The sequence below is a fragment of the Roseicyclus mahoneyensis genome (genome assembly GCF_003148775.1).
GTDB classification, from domain to species: domain Bacteria; phylum Pseudomonadota; class Alphaproteobacteria; order Rhodobacterales; family Rhodobacteraceae; genus Roseicyclus; species Roseicyclus mahoneyensis.
Genome location: NZ_QGGW01000018.1, coordinates 1 through 19,728 on the forward strand (window position 1 = coordinate 1; position 19,728 = coordinate 19,728).

A 19,728-nucleotide genomic window follows, 5' to 3' on the forward strand; every position below is an offset into this window, starting at 1 on the left:
ACCCGAGACCCGGTTATGGCCGCCTGCGCAGCCTCCAGAATTGCGCAGCAGGCGGCCATAACCTTCTACGGCGCGTCATTCCCAACATGCTATGGCACGGAGCTGACCTCGATGGCGATCCTGTCCAGGTGCCAGCGCACCGGTGTTGAATGGCACTACATCGCGCCCGGCAAGCCCCCTCTCGGCAGATTGCTTTGCAATCGCCTGACGGGCAATGGATGCAAAACGGCTTCGTCGAGAGCTTCAACGGGCGCTTCCGGGACGAGCTGTTGAACGAGACGCTGTTCTCGACCCTCGGCGAGGCCCGGCAGCAGATCCGCACCTGGCAGCACGACTACAACCACCACCGCCCGCACTCCGGCCTCGGGAACATGACCCCGGCCGAGTTCATGGCAATGAAGGGGCTGGAAATGCGTGCGGCGCAGACCCATAAATCAACCCGCGGATTCTCCGAAGGGCCGGAAGAGAGTCGGGTCTCAGGTCAACTCTGACAGCAACTTCTTGAGCTTTGCGTTCTCGTCCTCGAGCTGCTTCAGCCGCTTGGCCTCGCTGACCTCCATCCCGCCATACTTCGATCGCCACTTGTAGAAGGTCGCATCTCTGATCCCGTGCTTCCGACACAACTCCGTGGCGCTCAGCCCCGCCTGATGCTCCTTCAAGACGCCGATGATCTGCTCTTCCATGAACCTGCTGCGCTTCTTGTCCGTCTCCTTCGCTGGAGAACATACTAACCTCAAAGTGCGGACGTTTCAGGGGAGCAGGTCAGAACAAATGAGACAAACTGAGACAGCAGCATAGGTCCTCGAACCACAAAAGGCCGTATTTTCTATGGGTTGTCCTGCACCTCTGACCCGGTGAGACAAACTGCGACACGGTGAGATGGGATTTTGGAGGCGAGTACCGGAATCGAACCGGTCTACACGGATTTGCAATCCGCTGCGTAACCTCTCCGCCAACTCGCCGCCGGGGTGGTGGTTCCGGACCTATCGCAAGCCTTTGCGCGGTGCAAGCCGCCATCGGGTCACGGCACCGCCGGGTGGCTCCGGAAAGGGGGTTCATCGTCGCATCGTGGCAAGCGAGCGTTGCGCGGCACTGCGGCTTGTGCCAAGACGTTTTCAGGACAACTAGACGGAATGGTTCAGTTCCAATGGCAGATTTCGCGCAGCGCCGCCGAACAATGGTCGACACACAGATCCGGCCGTCGGATGTCACAAGCTTCACCGTGATCGACGCCATGTTGGCGATCCCGCGCGAGGCTTTCGTGCCCGCCGACGCGCGAGACTTGGCCTATGTCGGCGGTCCCGTGCCCTTGACCGCGACGCGCCAGCTGATGGAGCCGCGCACCATTGCTAAGATGCTCGAGGCGCTGGATATCACGCCTGCCGATCTCGTGCTTGAGATCGCGCCGGGAATGGGGTACACAACAGCTCTCATGGCGCGCATGGCCGAGGCGGTCGTCGCCGTCGAGGAAGATGCGAGCCTTGCCCGCGACGCGGAGGTGGCGCTGTCGGCGCAAGAGGTCGACAACGCCGCGATCCTGACAGGCGCGCTGGCCGAAGGCTCTGCCCGCAACGGCCCCTATGACGCCATCGTGCTCTTTGGCGGGGTCGAACAAGTGCCGCAGGCAATCCTTGAGCAGCTCAAGGAAGGCGGCCGGATCATTGCCCTGTTCATGCAAGGGCCGCTAGGCGAGGTGCGAAAGGGCGTCAAGACCCATGGGATCGTCTCCTGGCACATGGAATTCAACGCGACCGCCCCGGTTTTGCCGGGCTTTGTGAGGACGCCGGGTTTCGTGTTCTGACGCAAAAAAGCCCCCGCCCCGAAAGGCGAGGGGAGCTGGCAGGCAAAAGGACTGAGGCAATGATGAGCAGAATCTCCGGGTTTGGGCGCTGCATAGCCATGGCAGCGGCACTGGTAGTGGCGATGCCCGGCATGTCGGCGGCCGACAGCCTGCGTCAGGCGATGGCGGATGCCTATCGCAACTCGCAACTGCTGGAACAGAGCCGCTACCTGCTGCGGGTCGAGGATGAAGGTGTAAATCAGGCCTTTGCGGCTCTCTTGCCAACGGTCAGTTTCGTCGCCTCCAGTTCGCGTGATCTGGTGCAAGATACCAGCACCACGACCTTCCGCTTGTTGGGTGAGTTGGTGATCTATCAGGGCGGCGCACGGATCAACGCCCGCCGGGGCGCAGAGCAGGCGGTGAACGCCGCGCGCCAGCAATTGATCTCGCTTGAGCAGCAGGTGCTGATCGACGCCGTCACCGCCTATCTGGAGGTCTGGGAGGCGATCCAGATCGTCGAGGTGCGACAGCGCAACGTGCGAGTCCTGACCGAACAGCTGCGGGCGGCGCGCGACCGGTTCGAGGTGGGCGAGGACACGCGCACCGATGTCGCGCAGGCCGAATCGCAACTGGCCACCGCGCGCTCGGCGCTGGCCGCGGCCGAGGGCACGCTGGAAATCGCGCGGGAACTGTTCAACCTCGCCGTGGGGCGATACCCCAACGCTCTGGCTAGCCCCGGTGGCCTGCCGCATCTGCCCAGTTCAGAGGACGAGGCGCAGCGGCTGGCACGCCAGCAGCACCCTGCCGTCTTGGCCCGTCAGTTCGAAGTCGCGGCGGCCGAATTCGGGGTTGGTGAAGCGCGCGGCGCGTCACGGCCCAACATCACGCTCGACCTGTCGCTGGGCCAGACCGTCGAGGCCCCGAACCCGACGCAGGAGGGCGAAAGCGCCACGCTCGCGCTGACCCTGACCCAGCCGATCTACCGGGGTGGGCAGCTTGGCTCGCTGGAGCGGCAGGCGCTGGCGCAGGTGGAAGCGGTGCGCTACGGCCTCAATCAGCAAGTGCGACTGAACCTGCAGGTCGTCGGCAACGCCTATGCCCGGCTGCGTATCGCAAACGCGCAGATCCAGGCCTCCGACCAGCGCATCCGCGCGGCGCAACTGGCCTTCGAGGGCGTGCGCGAAGAGGCCGCGCTGGGCGCGCGCACCACGCTGGATGTTCTCGATGCCGAACAGGACCTGCTCGAGGCGCGGATCAGCCGTATCGAGGCGCAGGGCGATCTTTACGCGGCCTCCTACGGCATTCTTGCGGCGTCCGGCCTGATGACGGTGCGCCATCTTGAGTTGCCGGTGCCGGAATATGATGTTGCGGCCTATGGCGCGGCCTTCCCGGGCGGACGGGTGCGCGTGGCATCCCCGCAGGGCGACCGGCTTGACACGCTGTTGCAGGCGATCGGGCGGGAGTGACCACCGCGCCGCACCGCCGCGCGCTGTGTTGCGAAATTTAGCTATCCGTTGTGCGATGCGGCGCTTGCAGCTATCTTGTGCTGAAAGGCCCCCGTACGAGGGGCCGATCGGCTTGGCAGTCTGTGTGCTCCGGGGCATGTAGCCTGATTGGTCGTTCGAGGAGTGAGCGGTGATGTCAGACCCAGCGAAATCCGCCCGTGAGATCGAGGATGTGCTTGCCTCGATCCGGCGCCTTGTCTCGGAAAGCCATGTCGCACCCGCGGCGGAGCCGCCGACCGCGCCATCCGCGCAACCTGCGCCGCGGCTGGTCCTGACGCCGGCCCTGCGTGTGGCTGATCCCGATGATCCATGGGCGCCGGTTCCTGCGCCGGTTCCCGAGGGCTCTGCCGATGCCCACACCGCAATGCCCGAGGAGGAGGACCCAAGCTGGGGCCTTGAGGATCGGCTGTCGGACTGGGGCGAGATCGAGGACAGTGCCGAGGAAGCCGTGGCCGATGCCATTGCCGAACAATCCGCCGACCCAGAGGCACCGCCACAGCCCGACATTCTGGCCGCGCTCGAGCAGAAAGCGGATGGCGACCGGGCCGTCGATCCTGCGGCCGAGTTCGAGCCCGAGACAGGCGATGCGGATTGGCCCGACCGCAGCGCCGGGCGTGCCCTGCATGATCTTGTGCTGGTCCGCGGACAGGGCGGTGAAACGGCTGAGGCGGACTTGCCCGCCCCGGATGCCGCGCTGCAGGTCAAGCCGGGCGCGCACACCGGCCCGGAGGTGATCAGCGACCGGGAAGCGGTCGAGACCATGACCGACAGCGAGGCACCGAGCAGCATGACCGAAGACCAGACCGCAGAGGCGGCAGATGCCGTGCCGCGACCGGGCTTCACACCGGTATTTTCGCGCCGGATCGACGTGCGCCGTCCCGAGATGGGCCAGCCGCTGGACGCGGAGGTCGAGGATGATCGCCATCCGTCAGACAACGACAGCGGCGACGCCCATGTCGAGGATCTGGGTGAGGTGGGGCAACCTTTCACCTTCCCCGAGACAGAAGATGGCCTTCTCGACGAAGAGACGTTGCGCGACATCATCGCGGAAGTGGTGCGCGAGGAATTGCAGGGCGCGCTCGGCCAGCGGATCACACGTAACGTGCGCAAGATGGTGCGGCGCGAGATCCGTCTTGCGCTGGCCGCTGAGGAATTCGAGTAACCGGCGCGGCACCGCTGGCAATGGCGCCCTTGACCGGGGGTAGGCCGAACCCGAGGTTAGGCGCATGTTCCCGATCCGCGACCACAACCCGTCGAACCGTCTGCCTGCCGTCACCTGGGGGCTGATCGTCGTCAATGTCCTTGTCTTTCTGAGCTATTTCCCGGCCCTGTCGGGCTCCGAGCGTCAGCTGTTGGGGTTCTACGCCGATTGGGCGCTGGTCCCGGCCGAGGTTTTGAACGGCACGGACACGCATACGGTCTTTACCTCCATGTTCTTGCACGGGGGCTGGATGCACCTGATCGGCAACATGCTGTTTCTCTACATCTTTGGCGACAACATGGAGGATCTGCTGGGCCACATGGGGTTTTTGGCCTTCTATGTCGTCTCGGGTCTCGCCGCGGCAGGCGGCCAGATCCTCGCCGGGCCGGAGTCGACGATTCCGATGGTGGGTGCCTCGGGCGCGATTGCAGGTGTGATGGGGGGATATCTGCTGTTCTTTCCGCGCGCGCGGATCGATGTGCTGGTGATCATCGTGGTTTTGGTGCGCATCTTCACCATCCCCGCATGGTTGATGCTGGGCCTGTGGTTCGGCCTGCAATTGGTCAATGGGCTCTCGATGGATGTGGCGGGCGGCGGCGTGGCCTATTGGGCGCATGCCGGTGGCTTCATCGCCGGGGTCGTGCTGGTCTTGCCCCTGTGGATGCGTCGCGGCGGCACAGCCTATTGGGCGCATTGGCACGGCAAGCCACCCCATGACGAGGTCGAATACGTGATGGAGCGCAGCCGCCGCAGCCCGATCCCGCGCATCCGGCGTGTACGCACAGATCGCGCCGCGACGCGGCCCTTGGCCGATCTGGCGCGCATTCCGCGCAGTGGCTCGCGTCGGGGGCCGCGCGGACCATGGTCGGGCGGGCGCGACGACTGAACGGCGGCCCCGGGATTCGCGCTGAAGTCAATCTCGAAAGATATGGCGAAATCTTGTCAAAAACTTGATGGGTCGATGACAATACCTATATCTAGGCATTGAGCGCCCTTCGTCCTACCGGAAACTGCGTTTGTTATCCTTGAGCTATGCGTTTGAGGAATACCACACATGTGATATTCGCATCACAGAATCGCACGGATTTCAGGCAGAAGGGATCTCACGCCGGAAATGCAAGAGCAAAAAAGGACGACGAAATGCGAGATTTCGTTGATGGCACCGCCTTCAACTTCGAACAGGGTCAGCGCGCACGCAAGTTGTTCGCGGCCGTTGTTCTCGCTGCGCTCGATGACGCGATCGCGGATGACAAGAAATATGGTAACGGCCCCGAGCAGATCGCCCGCTGGGCGCGTTCGCGCGATGGCCGCGAGGTGCTGAGCTGTGCGGGCATCGATCCGAACGAGCGTGTGGTCAAGGGCCTGATGGCCTTTGTCACGCAAGGCGTGCGCACCTCGGTCGCTCTCAGCCGCGAGGAAAGCGAACGTCGCCATCAGGCCGAGGCCGAGGCGGCCTGAGCCGATCCATCGAGCCGCTGCCCATCTTGAAAGACGCGCCCTTATGCGGGGCGCGTCTTTCGTTTTGAGAGACGGCACCCCGCCTCAGGCAGCCTTAGGCGGTAGGCAATTAAAGAAGGATGGTGCGGGCGGGGGGACTTGAACCCCCACGGCACGAAGGCCCACGGATTTTAAGTCCGATATGTCTACCATTCCATCACGCCCGCATGACCCGCATCGCTAGCCGCTTGGCCCCGGCTTGGCAATCGTGGGCGTCCCGTGCCGCCTGTCGATGACCTTGCGTCAGATCAAGGCGGCGCGGGACGCCCTGCGGCATCCTGACCCCGGACGCGCAGTCTGTGACGGCAAGGAGAGGGTCCATGTCTCATCATGGCCGGGATACGGTGGTCGTCTCGCCACCGAGCTTCGAGCGGACCGACTTCGCCCGGGTCGACACCGCCCTGTCGGCCCCCCACGGGCCGCATGACCGCGGCTGGCTGATGGCGCGCTTCGCCGAAGGGTTGCAGATCCGCCTGCTTAAGCCGCCGCATCAGGGGCTGATCTTGTTCCAGCCCGGCAAGCTGGCCTGGCGTCCGGTCGACGGGGCAGGGCGCGCTTTGGTCGTTCATGACCTGCGGGTGGCACCGGGGCCCATAGCCCGCGAAGGCGCGGCGCGGCTCTGGTCGGCGGCCGAAGACTTTGCCCGGTATTACGGGTTTGTCGCCGTGCTGGCCCTGATCGGGCGCGGAGCTGGCCTGATTTCGCGCGATCACGCGCCCGGGCGTGGCTGGCTGACGCTGGACGAGGGGCCTGCCGAAACCCGCCTTGTCGGCCGTATCCTGCAAGGACCGCTTGAGCTGCCGCGCCTGCCGCGCGACTGGGACCGGCGCGCCTCTGCACTAGGCCCCGGGCTGGTGGTGCAGACCACCGGCGAATACGAGACGCTGGAGGCGCGTGCGGCCGCCATCGTCGCGGCCGCCTCGGCCCGCGGGATCGCGGCGCGCAGGGACCGCTTGACCGATCCCGAGATGGTGCACGCCCGTGCTGTGCGGCCGGGTGCCGTATGTACTGTTGTGGCAGATGGCGTTCTGCTGGGCGGGCCCGAACTGTCGGTCGACACTATCCTCGCGCTCAGCGGCGGGCCGCCGGCCGGTCAAAGACCCTCGTAGCTGCAGATTGCGTGCACCGGAACGCCCATCGCTTCCAGCCGGGCGCGCCCGCCCAGATCAGGCAGGTCGATGACAAAGGCGCAACCCACCACCTCGGCCCCCAGCCGTTCGATCAGGCGGATGCCCGCCTCGGCGGTGCCGCCGGTGGCCAGCAGATCATCGACGATCAGAACCTTCTGCCCCGGCTCGACCGCATCGTCGTGGATCTCGACAGTGGCGCGTCCGTATTCCAGCGCATAGTCCTGCTCGATGGTTTTCGCCGGCAGCTTGCCCTTCTTGCGGATCGGCACGAACCCCTTGGACAGCTGATGCGCCACCGCGCCGCCCAGAATGAAGCCGCGCGCCTCGAGCCCCGCCACCATGTCGATGCGCGCGCCCACATAAGGCGACAGCAGTTGATCCACAGCCATCCGGAACCCGCGCGCGTCCTGAAACAACGTGGTCACATCGCGGAACAAGATGCCCGCATGCGGAAAATCTGGAATGGTGCGGATGTAATCCTGAACGGTCTTGGGGTGGGACATCGGGGGCATGGGTCCTTGTGACGAGGCAGGGTCAGGGTCGCGGGTAATGCCGACGCAGTGCCGCGGCATCCTGACCGCGCAGCCAGACGGTGGAATTGCTGTATTCGGCAAAGATCGACCGCTGATAGGCCGGGCCGTCGATGTCGGTGGGCAGGCCCATCGCCTGCACCAGTTCCTCGAGCACGACCGAGGCGATCTCGCGGCGGTTGATGTCTTGACTGATCGCGATCCCGGCCGACACAATCTCGTCGCCGCGTGACCGCAGGACCACGCGCGCAATCGCCATGTCTGCTCCATCCAGATCCGGCAGGCTGGTACCAGAGATGGTGCCGCCCTGCGGCGTGTTCACGAGATAGACCGGCACATCCAGCTCGCCCTCATAGGCGCGGCTGAGAAACAGAGCCGCGCCGCTGGCGTTGATCTCTTCGATGGCAACGTCGATGGCCTGGTCGATCAGGTCGAATTTGTAGGAAGGAAAGCTGTCGGCCACCGCCGCGATGCCGACCCTGAGGCTCAGGCGACGCGCCTCGGGCCAACGGATCAGGGGCTTGGCGCAATCGCCCCCGGGCGGAGCGGCGCAGGCCACCAGCCGGTGGAAATCCTCGTCCGAGATCAGGCTCGGCACGGTGATATATTCCTGCGCCTTGGCCGGCGGGGCCGCAAGCGCAACACACAGGGCAAGGTAAAGGCAGGGTCGCATGGACATAAGTGACGGCAAGCGCTGGCGCCGTGCAAGATGGTGGCGTCACGATCCCGCGGCCGTGTTGCGCGCAGACCGCGCGCGCTGTGTCACTGCTGCAGATGCCGGGTCAGAAAGGCCATCACGGCCCCCCGCATCGCGGGCGTCTCGACATGGCCCGTATCGGGTGACAGGTGCACCACCAGCGGGCCCACGCCATAGGCCGTGGCCAGCCGCGCCAGCGCAGGGTCGCGCGCCGCCTCGGGCGTCAGAGCATCGGTGCCGCCCAGACCCACGAACTGCGGTCGCGGCGCGATCAGGGCTGCGACATCGCCCATGTCGCCATGCGCCAGAAGGCCCGGCACGGTCATGTAGGACCCATGCAGGTCGTGGGCGCCGGTGGCGATCATTGGGGCAAGATCGGCAAAGACGCACAGATGCGCGCAGGCCGCGATGTGCGGCTCCAGTGCTGCCAGCCAATAGGCATGGGTGCCGCCCATCGACAGGCCCAGCGTGGCGATGCGTGTGGCATCCACCTCTGCCTGCGCGGCCAACCAGCGATAGGCCAAGTGTAGCTCGGCCAGCATCCGCCCCATCAGCGGGCGGCCTTGCCACAGCCCGGCCTTGGCCAGACGTGCCTCCGGCCCCTCGTCTTGCCGCCGCCCGAAAGGCGCAAGATCGATGGCAAGGCTCGCGATCCCCAGATCGGCCAGCGCCGGACCATAAGGGGCGATCAGTGCGGGGCGGCCGTGGATCAGCTCCTCCGCGCCGGTTTCGTAGCGATTGCCATGGGCATGGCAGTAGAGGACGGCGGGGTGCGGACCCTTTCCCTCGGGGCGCAGGTAGAGACCGGGGATCGGCCCGTCGCCATCGAGTGTCACGCGCTGCAAAAGGTGGTGCCCCAGCGCCTCGACCGGGCCCGGATCGGCCGCCGCGGGACCCGGTTCCGCGCCCGACAGTCCCAGCAACGCCCGCAGCCGCTCCGCGTTGACCCGCGCGGTCACGCGCCGCCCTCCCGCTCCACCACTGCCATCAGCAGCGCCATGGCGATGATCCCCGCCGCCCCCACCCTCGCGACCCATGGCAGCACGGCCGGCTGCAGCAAGCGCGCCCGCGCGAGGTCCGCCATCAGCGCATAACCCAGCGCGTTCATCGCGGCGAGCGTCATGTAAGTGGGCACCATCATCGCGGCCTGTGTCTCGTAGGGGCGGGCGGGGTCGATGAATTGCGGCGCGAAGGCCATGAAAAAGGCGATCCCTTTGGGGTTCAGCACCGTCACGGTCGCGGCCCGCGCGAAACTGTCGCGCGCCGCCAGATGGCCGGTGGCGGCGAGCGTCAGGCCCGCCTGCGGCGCCGACCGCCAAAGGCCTGCGCCCAGCCACATCAGATAGCCCACCCCCACCCATTTCAGCACCGTGAACAGCGCGGGCGACCCCATCACCAGCGCGCCGACGCCTGCCAGCGACAGGCTCAGCGCCACCGATCCCCCCAGCGCCGCGCCCGCTGCCGTGGCCAGCGCCACGCGCCGCCCCTGCGTCAGCGCCAGCGAGATGACCAGCATGACCGTGGGCCCCGGCAGCACAAGGATCGCAACGGAGGCCGCGACAAAGGCGAGCCAGCTGTCGAGGGGCATGATGGGCGCTGGCTCCGGCATGAGTGCTGCGCGCAACTCAAGCCTCACGGCGCGGGTTTTGTCACGCGCAACCGCAAGGGGGCAGGGCGGCTGCGACACGACCGGCGCGCGCGCGCCCAAAATCAGGGCGTTGCCGACCCCAGCACGCGCCCCGCCACTGCCGAAAGCTTCTCCAGCATGGCCGCGTCCCGCATCCCCGGCGCGGTCAGGACCGCATGATCGAGGGCGCGGTCGCAGCCATGCGGGCAGGGCAGGCGCTCGGGCCCGAGCAGCCCCGGCAAACGCGCCACCACAGCACGCGCCTTGTCGGCATTGCCGCTCAGCACCCTGATGATGTCGGAGATGTCGACGCTGCCATGATCGGGGTGCCAGCTGTCGTAATCGGTGATCATGGCGACCGAGGCATAGCAAAGCTCCGCCTCGCGGGCGAGTTTCGCCTCGGGCATGTTGGTCATCCCGATCACGTCGCAGCCCCAGACCTCGCGGTAAAGCCGCGATTCGGCGCGGGTGGAAAACTGCGGCCCCTCCATTGCCAGATAGGTGCCGCCCTCATGCACGGTGATGCCTTCCGCCCGCGCGGCCTCGGCGCAGGCCGCACCCAGCCGGGGGCAGGTGGGATGGGCGACCGAGACATGGGCGACAAGGCCGGGGCCGAAAAACGACTTTTCCCGCGCAAAGGTGCGGTCGATGAACTGGTCGACGATCACGAAATCGCCCGGTGCCATCTCGTCGCGGAACGATCCGCAGGCCGAGACGGCGATCACATCCGTCACCCCCAACCGCTTCAGCGCGTCGATATTGGCGCGGTAAGGCACGGAGGTCGGCGTGTGCACATGCCCCCGCCCGTGCCGGGGCACAAAGGCCATGGGCACGCCCCCCAGCCGCCCGGTCAATACCGCATCCGAGGGCGCGCCAAAGGGGCTTTGCACCTCGACCCATTCGGCGCCCTCCAGCCCTTCGATCTGATAGATACCCGATCCGCCGATCACCCCGATCATGGTCTGCATTGCTGTGCCCTCCGCGTGCCCGTCGCTGGACCCGAGCCAAGCACCGCCCCGGCCATGCTGCAAGCCCTGTCACCGGCTTCATCTTTCCAAAAATATGCAGGCGACCGCTCAGGCAACCGGCATGCCGTCACTCTCCGGGCCGCTTCAGGCCGAATGTCTCGCGGATGACCGCATAATCGCGGTAGCCCATGCGTGTCAGCGGGTTGAAGGCCAGCACGTCGAATTCGCCGTCCCGGATACAGTCGTCGCGCATGTGAACGCCCACAACCTCGCCGAAGACCGCGAAATTTGACGCCCCCTCCAGCCGCACGATCTGTGTCACCCGGCATTCGAGCGACGCGGGCGCATCCGCTACGCGCGAACATGCGATGGTCTCGCAGGCCACGCGCCCGATCCCAGCCAGCGCGAATTCATCCGTGTCCTTGGGCCATGGCCCCGAGGTCTGGTTCATCGCGTCGCGCATCGCGTATTCCACCACGTTCACGCAAAACACGCCCGTCTCGCGGATATTGGCGACGCTGTCCTTGGTGTCGCCGCGATCTTCCTTGGCGGAGGTGGAGGCGAACATCACCTGCGGCGGGACGTAGGCGACCGCGTTGAAGAAGGAATAAGGCGCAAGGTTTTCCGACCCGTCCGCGCCGCGGGTCGAGATCCAACCGATGGGGCGCGGCGTGACGATGGCGTTGAACGGGTTGTGCGGCAGGCCGTGGCCATCGGCGGGGCGGTAGAACATCGCGGGCATTCCTTGCGTATGGGGGCCTTGCTCGGGTTTGTGCCAGACCTAGCGGCGTGTTAGGCGAAGGGCCAGAGGCAAGGCACGGCGGGCAATGTATCGGCTGGAGCAGGAAACATCGGCGGACCGCTGGGAGGTGGAGGCGCTCTACGACACCTGCTTTGCGCCGGGGCGCGAGGCGCTGTCCTCCTACCGGCTGCGCGACGGGGTTCCCTCGGTCGCCCGCCTGTGTCTCGTGGCGCGTGACCCGGATGGCATCCTTGCGGGGGCCATCCGCTTCTGGCCGGTCCGCGTGGGCCGGGCCGAGGCGTTGCTTCTGGGCCCCGTCGCCGTCCACCCGACCCGGCAGGGCGAGGGGTTGGGAGGTCTGTTGATGCGCGATGGCATGGCGCGGGCGGAAGAAGACCGCTGGCCGCGCACCATGCTGGTGGGCGATGAGCCCTATTACCGCCGCTTCGGTTTCACCCGGCTCGAAGGCGTCGAGATGCCGCCGCCCACCAATCCTGCCCGCGTGCTGGGCAGCGGCGACTGGGCGGGGATTACGGGCAAGGTCAAGCGCTGGGCGCGGTGAGGGGGCGGCAAAACGCGCGTTTTGCCCCCGCTAGCCCCGCAGGCGCGCGGCAATCATCTCGGCGGCCTTTTCCGCGATCATCGTCACCGGCGCATGCGTGTTGCCGCTCGGGATGGCGGGCATGACCGAGGCATCGGCGATGGAGAGCGCCCCGATCCCATTCACTGTCAGCGTGGGGCTGACGACCGCGCCCGCATCCACGCCCATCCGCGCGGTCGAGACCGGGTGAAAGATCGTCGTGGCGATATCGCCTGCGGCCTTCAGCAACGCCGCTTCGCCGTCGACTTCGGGGCCCGGCTTGATCTCGGTCGGCCGGAACTCTGCCATGCGCTGCGTCGCCATCAGTGCGCGGGCGTGGCGGATCGAATCGACCGCCACGCGCTGGTCAGCGGGCGCGGAGAGGTAATTTGGCCGGATGGCAGGCCGCGCGCCCGGATCGGCGGCGGTGATGTGCACCGACCCGCGGCTTTCGGGGCGCAGGTTGCAGACCGAGACGGTCAGGGCCGGGAACGGGTGCAAGGGCTGTCCGAATGCGTCGAGCGACAGGGGCTGGACGTGATATTCGATGTTGGGCGTCTCATGCTCGGGGGAGGAGCGGGTGAAGATCCCCAGCTGCGAGGGCGCCATCGCCAGCGGGCCGGAGCGCTTGAGCGCGTAGTCGAGGCCGATCTTCAGCTTGCCGAGCGGGCTGGCATACCAGTCGTTCAGCGTCCGCGCGCCGGTAATGCGGAAAATCGTGCGGATCTGCAGGTGATCGGCGAGGTTCTCGCCCACGCCCGCGCTGTTATGCGCCACCTCGATCCCGAGCGATTGCAGCAGATCGCCCCGCCCGATCCCCGACCGCTCCAAGATCGCGGGCGTGCCGATGGCGCCTGCCGCCAGCACCACCTCGCCGCCCGCCCGTGCGTGAAACGCCGCGCCGTCTTGCCGGAACACGACGCCCGTCGCGCGCTTGCCCTCAAGCGACAGGCGCAGCACCTCGGCCCCCGTGACAATCCGCAGATTGGGGCGACGGCGCACCGGGTCGAGAAATGCCTTGCGTGCGTTCCAGCGCAACCCGCGCCTTTGGTTGACCTCGAAATATCCCGCGCCCTCGTTGTCGCCGCGGTTGAAATCGTGGCTCCGGGGGATGCCCAACTCACCCGCCGCCTCGGCCACGGCATCGAGGATCGGCCAGTTCAGCCGTTGACGCTCCACCCGCAGTTCGCCGCTCTCCCCGTGAACCTCGTCCGCACCGCCGTGATAGCCTTCGGAGCGCTTGAAATAAGGCAGCACATCGTCCCAGCCCCAGCCGGTGTTGCCCATCTGGGCCCACAGGTCATAGTCGCGCGCCTGACCGCGCATGTAGATCATGCCGTTGATCGAGGAACAGCCGCCCAGCACACGCCCGCGCGGATAGTTCAGCGCGCGCCCGTTCAGGCCCGGCTCGGCTTGCGTCTTGAGGCACCAGTCGAGCGAGGGGTCGCCCATGGCGTAAAGATAGCCCACCGGCACATGCACCCAGAGGCGGTTGTCGCTGCCCCCCGCCTCGAGCAGCAAGACCTTGTGCCGGGGGTCCGCCGAGAGCCGGTTGGCCAGCACGCAGCCCGCCGATCCCGCGCCCACGATCACCACGTCCCACGCGCCGAAATCCTGTGTCAGCATGGAAGCCCCCATCCCCGTCGGGACGGTCTACCCCTACCGGTCCGGCGGCGTCCAGTCCGCGGGCGGCACGCCACGGCGGCTGAGGCGCAGCGCAAGCCCCAGCGCCACACCGACCCCGATGGCGACCGTCAGATCGGCCAGCACCGTCAGCACCATGGTCAGAACCAAAAGCACGCGGTCCGACACGCGCCCGGTGGTCAGATAGCCGCGCCAATGCTGCGGTTCCGACATGTTCCAGGCGGTGACCAGCAGCAGCCCGGCCAGCGCGGGCATCGCAAGGTATCCGGCCATTGGGGCTGCCAGCATCATCACGCCCAGGATCACGGCCGCATGAAAGATCCCAGCCAAGGGTGTCCGCCCTCCTGCCCGCACATTCGTCGCCGTGCGCGCGATGGCCCCTGTCGCGGGCAGACCGCCCATCAGGGAAGAGCCGATATTGGCCAGCCCCTGTGCGAGGATTTCGGCATTGGGGCGGTGACGACCCGCCACCATCCGGTCCGCGACCATGGCCGACAGCAGCGATTCGATCCCCGCGAGGAAGGCGATGATGAGGGCCGAGGGCAAAAGCTCCACCAGCCGTGCTGCCGTGATATCGGGCAGGCGGGGCAGGGGCAGCCGGTCGGGCAGCGCGCCGAAGCGCCCGAACAGCGTGTCGACCGGCAGAGCGAAGACGGCCACTGCCGCCGAGACGATGCCCACCGCCACGATCAGGCCCGGAAACCGCGGAAAGAGGCGCCGAAGCGCCACGATCAGAACGATGGCGCCCAGCCCGATGGCGATGCTGGCAAGGCTGACCGTGCTGCGCGCGTCCCACATCGCGGGGATACGTTCCAGCGCGTCGGCCGGGGTGCCCTCGGGCAGGGTCATGCCCATGGCGTCGGGCAACTGGCTGAGCGCGATGATCGCGGCGATGCCGATGGTGAAGCCGTTGATGACCGGCTCGGGCACCAGCGCGATCAGGTTGCCCGCCTTGAGGAACCCGCCGATGACCAAGATCACGCCCGCCATCAGTGTGGCCAGCACCAGCCCGTCGAAACCATGGGTGGCGATCACCCCATGGACCACGACGATGAAGGCGCCCGTAGGGCCGCCGATCTGCACCCGGCTGCCCCCGAAAAGCGAGATCAGGAAGCCCGCGACAATGGCCGTCACGAGGCCGGTTTCAGGCGCAGCCCCCGAGGCGATGGCGATGGCAAGGCTCAGCGGCAGCGCGACCATGGCAACTGTCACGCCCGCGATGAAATCCGCAAACACGCTTTTGGGCGTGCTTTGGGGCAAGGTGGTCAGCAGTTTGGGTGTCAGCATCCGGCACGTTTTCGGCCGTACAGCCGGGGCCGTCCCCCGTCATTCTCGACCGTGCGCATCCTTGCGCCGCAGCCGTGCCTTGCGCAAGGGGGCTCACCCCTGCCGCTTGAGCCACTCCATCACCGCCGGGCGCACCGATTGCGCACCGCTTGCCCGCGCCTCGTTGATGACCGCGCGCGCCTCGCGCAGGTCGACCCGGCGCAAGAGCGACTTGACCGGCCCGATGGAGGCCGGCCGCATCGACAGGGCGCGCAGGCCCATGGCCGCGAAACACAGCGCCTCGATGGGGCGACCGGCGTCCTCGCCGCAGAAACTCAGCGGCGTGTCGGTGTCGCCGCAGCGGTGCACGATCTGTTCGAGGAAGGTCAGGTAGCTGACGTTGAGCGTGTCGTAGCGCCGCCGCACCAGCTCGTTCTCGCGGTCTGCGGCAAAGAAGAACTGCTTGAGGTCGTTGCCGCCGATCGAGATGAAGTCGCAGGATTCAAAGAATTGCCGCGGCGCGAAGGCAAGGCTGGGCGTCTCCAGCATCGCGCCGATGTCCAGCCGTTCGGGCAAGGTGTGGCCCAGCGCAGCCTCGCGGTCCATCTCGCGCAAGAGATGGTCGCGGGCTTGGGTGAATTCCTCGAACTGGGCGACGAAGGGGAACATCACCGTCAAGGGACGACCGTTGGCTGCCCGGATCAGCGCCTGCAGCTGCATCCGCATCACGCCCGGCTTGTCCAGCCCCACCCGGATCGCCCGCCACCCCAGCGCGGGGTTGGGTTCCTCGGTCTTTTTCATGTAGGGCAGGACCTTGTCCGACCCGATGTCGAGCGTGCGAAACACCACCCGCTTGCCGCCCGCCGCATCCATGACGCGCGCGTAAAGTGCCGCCAACTCGCCCCGGCGCGGCACCTTGTTGCGGGTCAGGAATTGCAATTCGGTGCGGAACAGGCCCACGCCCTCGGCCCCGGAACTGGGCAAGGACGGCAGGTCGGCCATCAGTCCGGCGTTCATCTGCAAGGACACCGTGGTGCCACACAGCGCCTCTGCCGGTTTGTCGCGGATCGAGACATAGCGCTCCTGCGCCTCGGCCTGCATCGCCAGCTTGTCGCGAAAGGCGCTGGCGACGGCTTCCTCGGGCCGCAGATGCACGATGCCCTGATCTCCATCGAGCAAGATCGCGTCGCCGTTCAGCGCCTCGGTCAGCACCGCCTTGGCATGGACCACCAGAGGGATCGCCAGCGCGCGCGCCACGATGGCGGCATGGCTGCCGACCGATCCTTCCTCCAGCACCACACCGCGCAGACGCCGGCCGTAGTCGAGCAATTCGGCCGGGCCGATATTTCGCGCCACCAGCACCGGATCGGCCGGCAGTTCCGCGCCGGTGTCGCGCCCTTGGCCGGTCAGGCGGCGCAAGAGGCGGTTGGACAGGTCGTCCAGATCGTGCAGCCGCTCGCGCAGATAGGCGTCCGGGACGGTTTCCATGCGCGCCCGCGCGCTCGACTGTTCCTTTTCCACCGCGGCCTCGGCCGACAGGCCGCGGGCGATATCCTCTTCCATCCGGCGCATCCAGCCGCGGGAATGGGCGAACATCCGGTAGGCTTCCAGCACCTCGCGCTGTTCCCCGTCGGCAATCGGGGCCTGCGTCAGCATGTCGTCGATATCGACGCGCAGCCGGTCCACTGCGGCGCGCAGGCGGGTCAGTTCCGCCTCGGGGTCCTCTGCCACCAGATTGGTCACAACCACGCGCGGCTCGTGCAGCCAGACATGGCCCATGGCCGTGCCTTCCTGCACGCAGGTGCCGCGGATCATCACCTGTTTCTTGTGCCGCTCGGCCAGTGCCGCGCCCTCGCCGGTGAAGGCGCCCAGTTCCGTCATCTCGGCCAGAACCATGGCCACGACTTCGAGCGCGTAGATCTCGTCGTCGGAATAGTCGCGCGCGTCCTTGGATTGCACGACCAGCACGCCCAGCCGCTCGCCCAGACGCTGGACCGGCACGCCGAGGAAAGAGGTATACCGCTCCTCGCCCGTCTCGGGCATGTAGCGAAAGCCGCGTTCGGCAGGGGCATTGGCGGTGTTGACCGGTTGCGCCGTGCGCGCGACGCGGCCGACAAGACCTTCGCCAATCCGCATGCGGGTCACATGGACCGCCTCGGGCGCCAGACCTTGGGTGGCGCACAACTCCAGCGTGTCGGCGTCACGCATCAGATAGATGGAACACACTTCGGTGTCCATCGAATCGGCGATCAGATGGGTGATGCGGTCGAGCCGTTCCTGACCCGCGCTGGCATCCGCCATCACGGCCTGCAAGCGGCTGAGCAGCTTGCGGCTCTCTGTTTCGGTGCCTTGTGCCATCACTCTCGCCCAATGAGGCGCTTGACGGAAGCGGCCCCAGTTCCCGGGGATGAGGGATAGCGCGGCGGGCGGGGGGCGCGCAACGGGAATGGCGCGCCCGACCGCCCGGGTGGTCGGATCAGTCGGCCAGCATGTCCGCGTAGACGTGGCGCACGATGGTGTCGCGGGTCAGGCCGCGCTTGGCAAGCTCCGCGTCGCTCAACGATTGAAGCATCTGGATTTCGTCGAACCGGGCCTGCGCGTCGCTAGCCTGCGCGAAGGCGCGGGCGAGGGCGGCGAAAAAGCCTGCGACCTGCGAGACGATCCGCGGCGGAAAGGCGGGGCTGTTCAGGGTTTGCGTCGTCATGGGAACCTCTGTGGGTGACGGTTAAACATGTGTCACGACACAGAATAGGCCTTGCGGGCCGCGCCGGTTAGGGTTGTTGCTGCAATGCAGCATTGCGCCTGACGCAAGGGCTGCGTTCAGGCCGCCCGGTCGAGGCCGAAGGCGTCATGCAGCGCCTGCACCGCCAGTTCCAGATACTTGCGGTCGATCAGCACCGAGACCTTGATCTCGGAGGTGGTGATGACCTTTATGTTGATCCCTTCGTCGCGCAGCGTCTGGAACATCTTGGCCGCAACGCCCGCATGGCTGCGCATCCCGATGCCGACGATGGAGACCTTGCAGACATTCGTATCGGCCACGAGCCCCGCGAAATCGATCGCGCCCGCCGCCTTGGCATCCGCCATCGCCTTTTCGGCGCGCTTGACCTCGTTGATCGGGCACGAAAACGTCATGTCGGTCGTGCCGCCGTCCGAGATGTTCTGCACGATCATGTCGACATTGACGCCGGCCTCGGCCAAGGGGCCAAAGATCGCCGCCGCGATGCCGGGCCGGTCGGCCACGCCTTGCAGCGTCATCTTGGCCTCGTCGCGGGAAAAGGCCACACCGGCCACCACATTGCTTTCCACGATATCCTCCTCGGCACAGACGAGCGTGCCCGCGTCATCCGACATTTCCTCGAAACTGCTCAGCACACGCAGCTTCACATTGTAGCGCATCGCCAGCTCGACCGAACGAGTCTGCAAGACCTTGGCGCCCAGCGAGGCCAGTTCCAGCATCTCCTCGAAGGCGATCCGGTCAAGCTTGCGCGCCTTGGACGTGATGCGTGGATCCGTGGTATAGACCCCGTCCACATCGGTGTAGATGTCGCAGCGCACGGCCTCGAACGCGGCGGCAAAGGCCACGGCGCTGGTGTCCGACCCGCCGCGCCCCAGCGTCGTGATCCGGCCCTCGGGGCTGATACCCTGAAAGCCCGCGATCACCGCGACCTTCATGCCCTCGCCGAATTTCTTGAGAATATTCGCGGTCGGGATCTCCTCGATCCGCGCCGCCGCATGGGCCGATGTGGTGATCAGCGGCACCTGCCATCCCTGCCAGCTGCGCGCGGGGATCTCCATCTCCTGCAAGGTCAGCGCCATCAGCCCGGCGGTGACATTCTCGCCCGAGGAGACGACAGCGTCGTATTCGCGGGCATCATACAGCGGCGATGTCTCTTCGACAAAGCCCACCAGCTTGTTGGTCTCGCCCGCCATGGCGGACACGATGACGATGACGTCATGCCCGTTGGCGACCTCGCGCCCCACCCGCTTGGCGGCGCGGCGGATGCGGTCAAGCGTGGCGACGGATGTTCCGCCGAATTTCATCACCAGAATGGACATGTCCCATCCCTCTCCCAGACGCCGCGCCTCTTACGGCGCGCGCGCGCCACCCGCAAGGGTTCGACAACTTCATCCTGCCGCTCCGAGGAGAATGTTGACTTTGTAGCACTTGATAGATGTGTATGTATGTCGTGGCTGCACAGCAGCCGCATCCACGGCAGCAGCTACATTATGAAAGTGGTCGTTTTGACAGGTTTGCGTGATCTCCATCTGCAGGAGAGGTACCAGGAGCATCGGCTAGTATCTGTGCAGCAAAGCCAGCAGTCTCGGCAGCGCTTTACAGCCATACTTGAAACTACGTTCCGTCAACTCGTCTATCTGATGCGGCCCGAACTCGTAGTTGAAATTGGTGCGCACGAGGTGAGCTACTCCCCAACTCTTGGACAGATTCCGAGGGTGATTTAAGCTACTGCCTGGACCTGCTGATCGGTTTGGGTTGCGTTGAAGTAGACCACGGCGGGCGGCTGTCCGCCATGGGCGGCATGGGGCCGCTGGTGGTTGT

General features: G+C 66.5%; 18 protein-coding genes, 2 tRNA genes and 2 pseudogenes. 8 read left to right on the forward strand and 14 right to left on the reverse strand.

Annotated features, from left to right (window positions below):
* Positions 1–93: 93 nt before the first annotated feature.
* Positions 94–491 (forward strand): annotated as a pseudogene (locus C7455_RS19345) (integrase core domain-containing protein); the annotation flags it as partial.
* On the opposite strand, the pseudogene tnpA reads toward C7455_RS19345, so the two are convergent.
* Together tnpA and C7455_RS19355 are read right to left on the reverse strand one after the other, a co-directional pair.
* Positions 486–737 (reverse strand): annotated as a pseudogene (gene tnpA, locus C7455_RS19350) (IS66 family insertion sequence element accessory protein TnpA); the annotation flags it as partial. The pseudogenes C7455_RS19345 and tnpA sit on opposite strands and share 6 nt — an antisense overlap.
* Before the next feature lie 151 nt (positions 738–888).
* Positions 889–962: transfer RNA gene (locus C7455_RS19355), tRNA-Cys, on the reverse strand.
* A 185-nt stretch (positions 963–1,147) separates the two neighbouring features.
* Between C7455_RS19355 and C7455_RS19360 the strand changes: the two genes are divergently transcribed.
* The 5 genes from C7455_RS19360 (at position 1,148) to C7455_RS19380 (ending at position 5,944) form a co-directional block, all read left to right on the forward strand.
* A complete protein-coding gene (locus C7455_RS19360) occupies positions 1,148–1,801 on the forward strand; it encodes a protein-L-isoaspartate O-methyltransferase family protein (protein WP_109671071.1) in 654 nt (217 codons plus the stop codon).
* 59 nt (positions 1,802–1,860) lie between these two features.
* Positions 1,861–3,246: a TolC family outer membrane protein gene (locus C7455_RS19365; protein ID WP_109671073.1), complete on the forward strand. Its 1,386-nt coding sequence runs from the start codon at positions 1,861–1,863 to the stop codon at positions 3,244–3,246.
* 172 nt (positions 3,247–3,418) lie between these two features.
* Positions 3,419–4,447, forward strand: a complete 1,029-nt coding sequence (locus tag C7455_RS19370; RefSeq protein WP_109671075.1) for a hypothetical protein — start codon at positions 3,419–3,421, stop codon at positions 4,445–4,447.
* A gap of 64 nt (positions 4,448–4,511) precedes the next feature.
* Complete coding sequence (locus tag C7455_RS19375) at positions 4,512–5,372, forward strand: rhomboid family intramembrane serine protease (protein WP_109671076.1); 861 nt, start codon at positions 4,512–4,514, stop codon at positions 5,370–5,372.
* A gap of 254 nt (positions 5,373–5,626) precedes the next feature.
* Positions 5,627–5,944: a DUF6280 family protein gene (locus C7455_RS19380; RefSeq protein WP_109671077.1), complete on the forward strand. Its 318-nt coding sequence runs from the start codon at positions 5,627–5,629 to the stop codon at positions 5,942–5,944.
* Positions 5,945–6,064: 120 nt separating this feature from the next.
* On the opposite strand, the gene C7455_RS19385 is transcribed toward C7455_RS19380, so the two are convergent.
* Positions 6,065–6,150, reverse strand: a tRNA-Leu gene (locus C7455_RS19385).
* A 153-nt stretch (positions 6,151–6,303) separates the two neighbouring features.
* Here C7455_RS19385 and C7455_RS19390 point away from each other — a divergent pair.
* Positions 6,304–7,092 (forward strand): hypothetical protein, encoded by a 789-nt coding sequence (locus tag C7455_RS19390; RefSeq protein ID WP_146200053.1) that lies wholly within the window; start codon positions 6,304–6,306, stop codon positions 7,090–7,092.
* Here C7455_RS19390 and C7455_RS19395 read toward each other — a convergent pair.
* The 6 genes from C7455_RS19395 to C7455_RS19420 form a co-directional block, all read right to left on the reverse strand.
* The gene (locus tag C7455_RS19395; RefSeq protein WP_109671092.1) at positions 7,077–7,616 is read right to left on the reverse strand and encodes an adenine phosphoribosyltransferase; all 540 of its coding nucleotides are present in this window, start codon (positions 7,614–7,616) and stop codon (positions 7,077–7,079) included. The two genes, C7455_RS19390 and C7455_RS19395, sit on opposite strands and share 16 nt — an antisense overlap.
* Positions 7,617–7,647: 31 nt before the next feature.
* Complete coding sequence (locus C7455_RS19400; protein WP_170119165.1) at positions 7,648–8,316, reverse strand: DUF2927 domain-containing protein; 669 nt, start codon at positions 8,314–8,316, stop codon at positions 7,648–7,650.
* An 89-nt stretch (positions 8,317–8,405) separates the two neighbouring features.
* Positions 8,406–9,299 (reverse strand): alpha/beta hydrolase family protein, encoded by an 894-nt coding sequence (locus tag C7455_RS19405; RefSeq protein ID WP_109671080.1) that lies wholly within the window; start codon positions 9,297–9,299, stop codon positions 8,406–8,408.
* Positions 9,296–9,928, reverse strand: a complete 633-nt coding sequence (locus C7455_RS19410; protein WP_109671094.1) for a LysE family translocator — start codon at positions 9,926–9,928, stop codon at positions 9,296–9,298. The genes C7455_RS19405 and C7455_RS19410 overlap by 4 nt, the downstream gene beginning before the upstream one ends.
* Before the next feature lie 122 nt (positions 9,929–10,050).
* On the reverse strand, positions 10,051–10,935 hold the full coding sequence (locus tag C7455_RS19415) for an S-methyl-5'-thioadenosine phosphorylase (protein WP_109671081.1): 885 nt from the start codon (positions 10,933–10,935) through the stop codon (positions 10,051–10,053).
* Positions 10,936–11,062: 127 nt separating this feature from the next.
* Positions 11,063–11,668 (reverse strand): flavin reductase family protein, encoded by a 606-nt coding sequence (locus C7455_RS19420; RefSeq protein ID WP_109671096.1) that lies wholly within the window; start codon positions 11,666–11,668, stop codon positions 11,063–11,065.
* A 94-nt stretch (positions 11,669–11,762) separates the two neighbouring features.
* Between C7455_RS19420 and C7455_RS19425 the strand changes: the two genes are divergently transcribed.
* Positions 11,763–12,239 (forward strand): GNAT family N-acetyltransferase, encoded by a 477-nt coding sequence (locus C7455_RS19425; RefSeq protein WP_109671082.1) that lies wholly within the window; start codon positions 11,763–11,765, stop codon positions 12,237–12,239.
* 30 nt (positions 12,240–12,269) lie between these two features.
* Here C7455_RS19425 and C7455_RS19430 read toward each other — a convergent pair whose 3' ends face one another.
* From C7455_RS19430 to C7455_RS19450, 5 genes are all read right to left on the reverse strand, one after another.
* Positions 12,270–13,883, reverse strand: coding sequence for a GMC family oxidoreductase (locus tag C7455_RS19430; RefSeq protein ID WP_109671084.1), 1,614 nt, complete (start codon positions 13,881–13,883; stop codon positions 12,270–12,272).
* 33 nt (positions 13,884–13,916) lie between these two features.
* A complete protein-coding gene (locus C7455_RS19435; RefSeq protein WP_342767653.1) occupies positions 13,917–15,188 on the reverse strand; it encodes a SulP family inorganic anion transporter in 1,272 nt (423 codons plus the stop codon).
* A 93-nt stretch (positions 15,189–15,281) separates the two neighbouring features.
* Positions 15,282–17,525 (reverse strand): phosphoenolpyruvate--protein phosphotransferase, encoded by a 2,244-nt coding sequence (gene ptsP, locus C7455_RS19440; RefSeq protein ID WP_109671085.1) that lies wholly within the window; start codon positions 17,523–17,525, stop codon positions 15,282–15,284.
* Between the two features lie 118 nt (positions 17,526–17,643).
* Complete coding sequence (locus tag C7455_RS19445; RefSeq protein ID WP_109671087.1) at positions 17,644–17,871, reverse strand: hypothetical protein; 228 nt, start codon at positions 17,869–17,871, stop codon at positions 17,644–17,646.
* Positions 17,872–17,987: 116 nt separating this feature from the next.
* On the reverse strand, positions 17,988–19,226 hold the full coding sequence (locus C7455_RS19450) for an aspartate kinase (protein WP_109671088.1): 1,239 nt from the start codon (positions 19,224–19,226) through the stop codon (positions 17,988–17,990).
* Between the last annotated feature and the right edge of the window lie 502 nt (positions 19,227–19,728).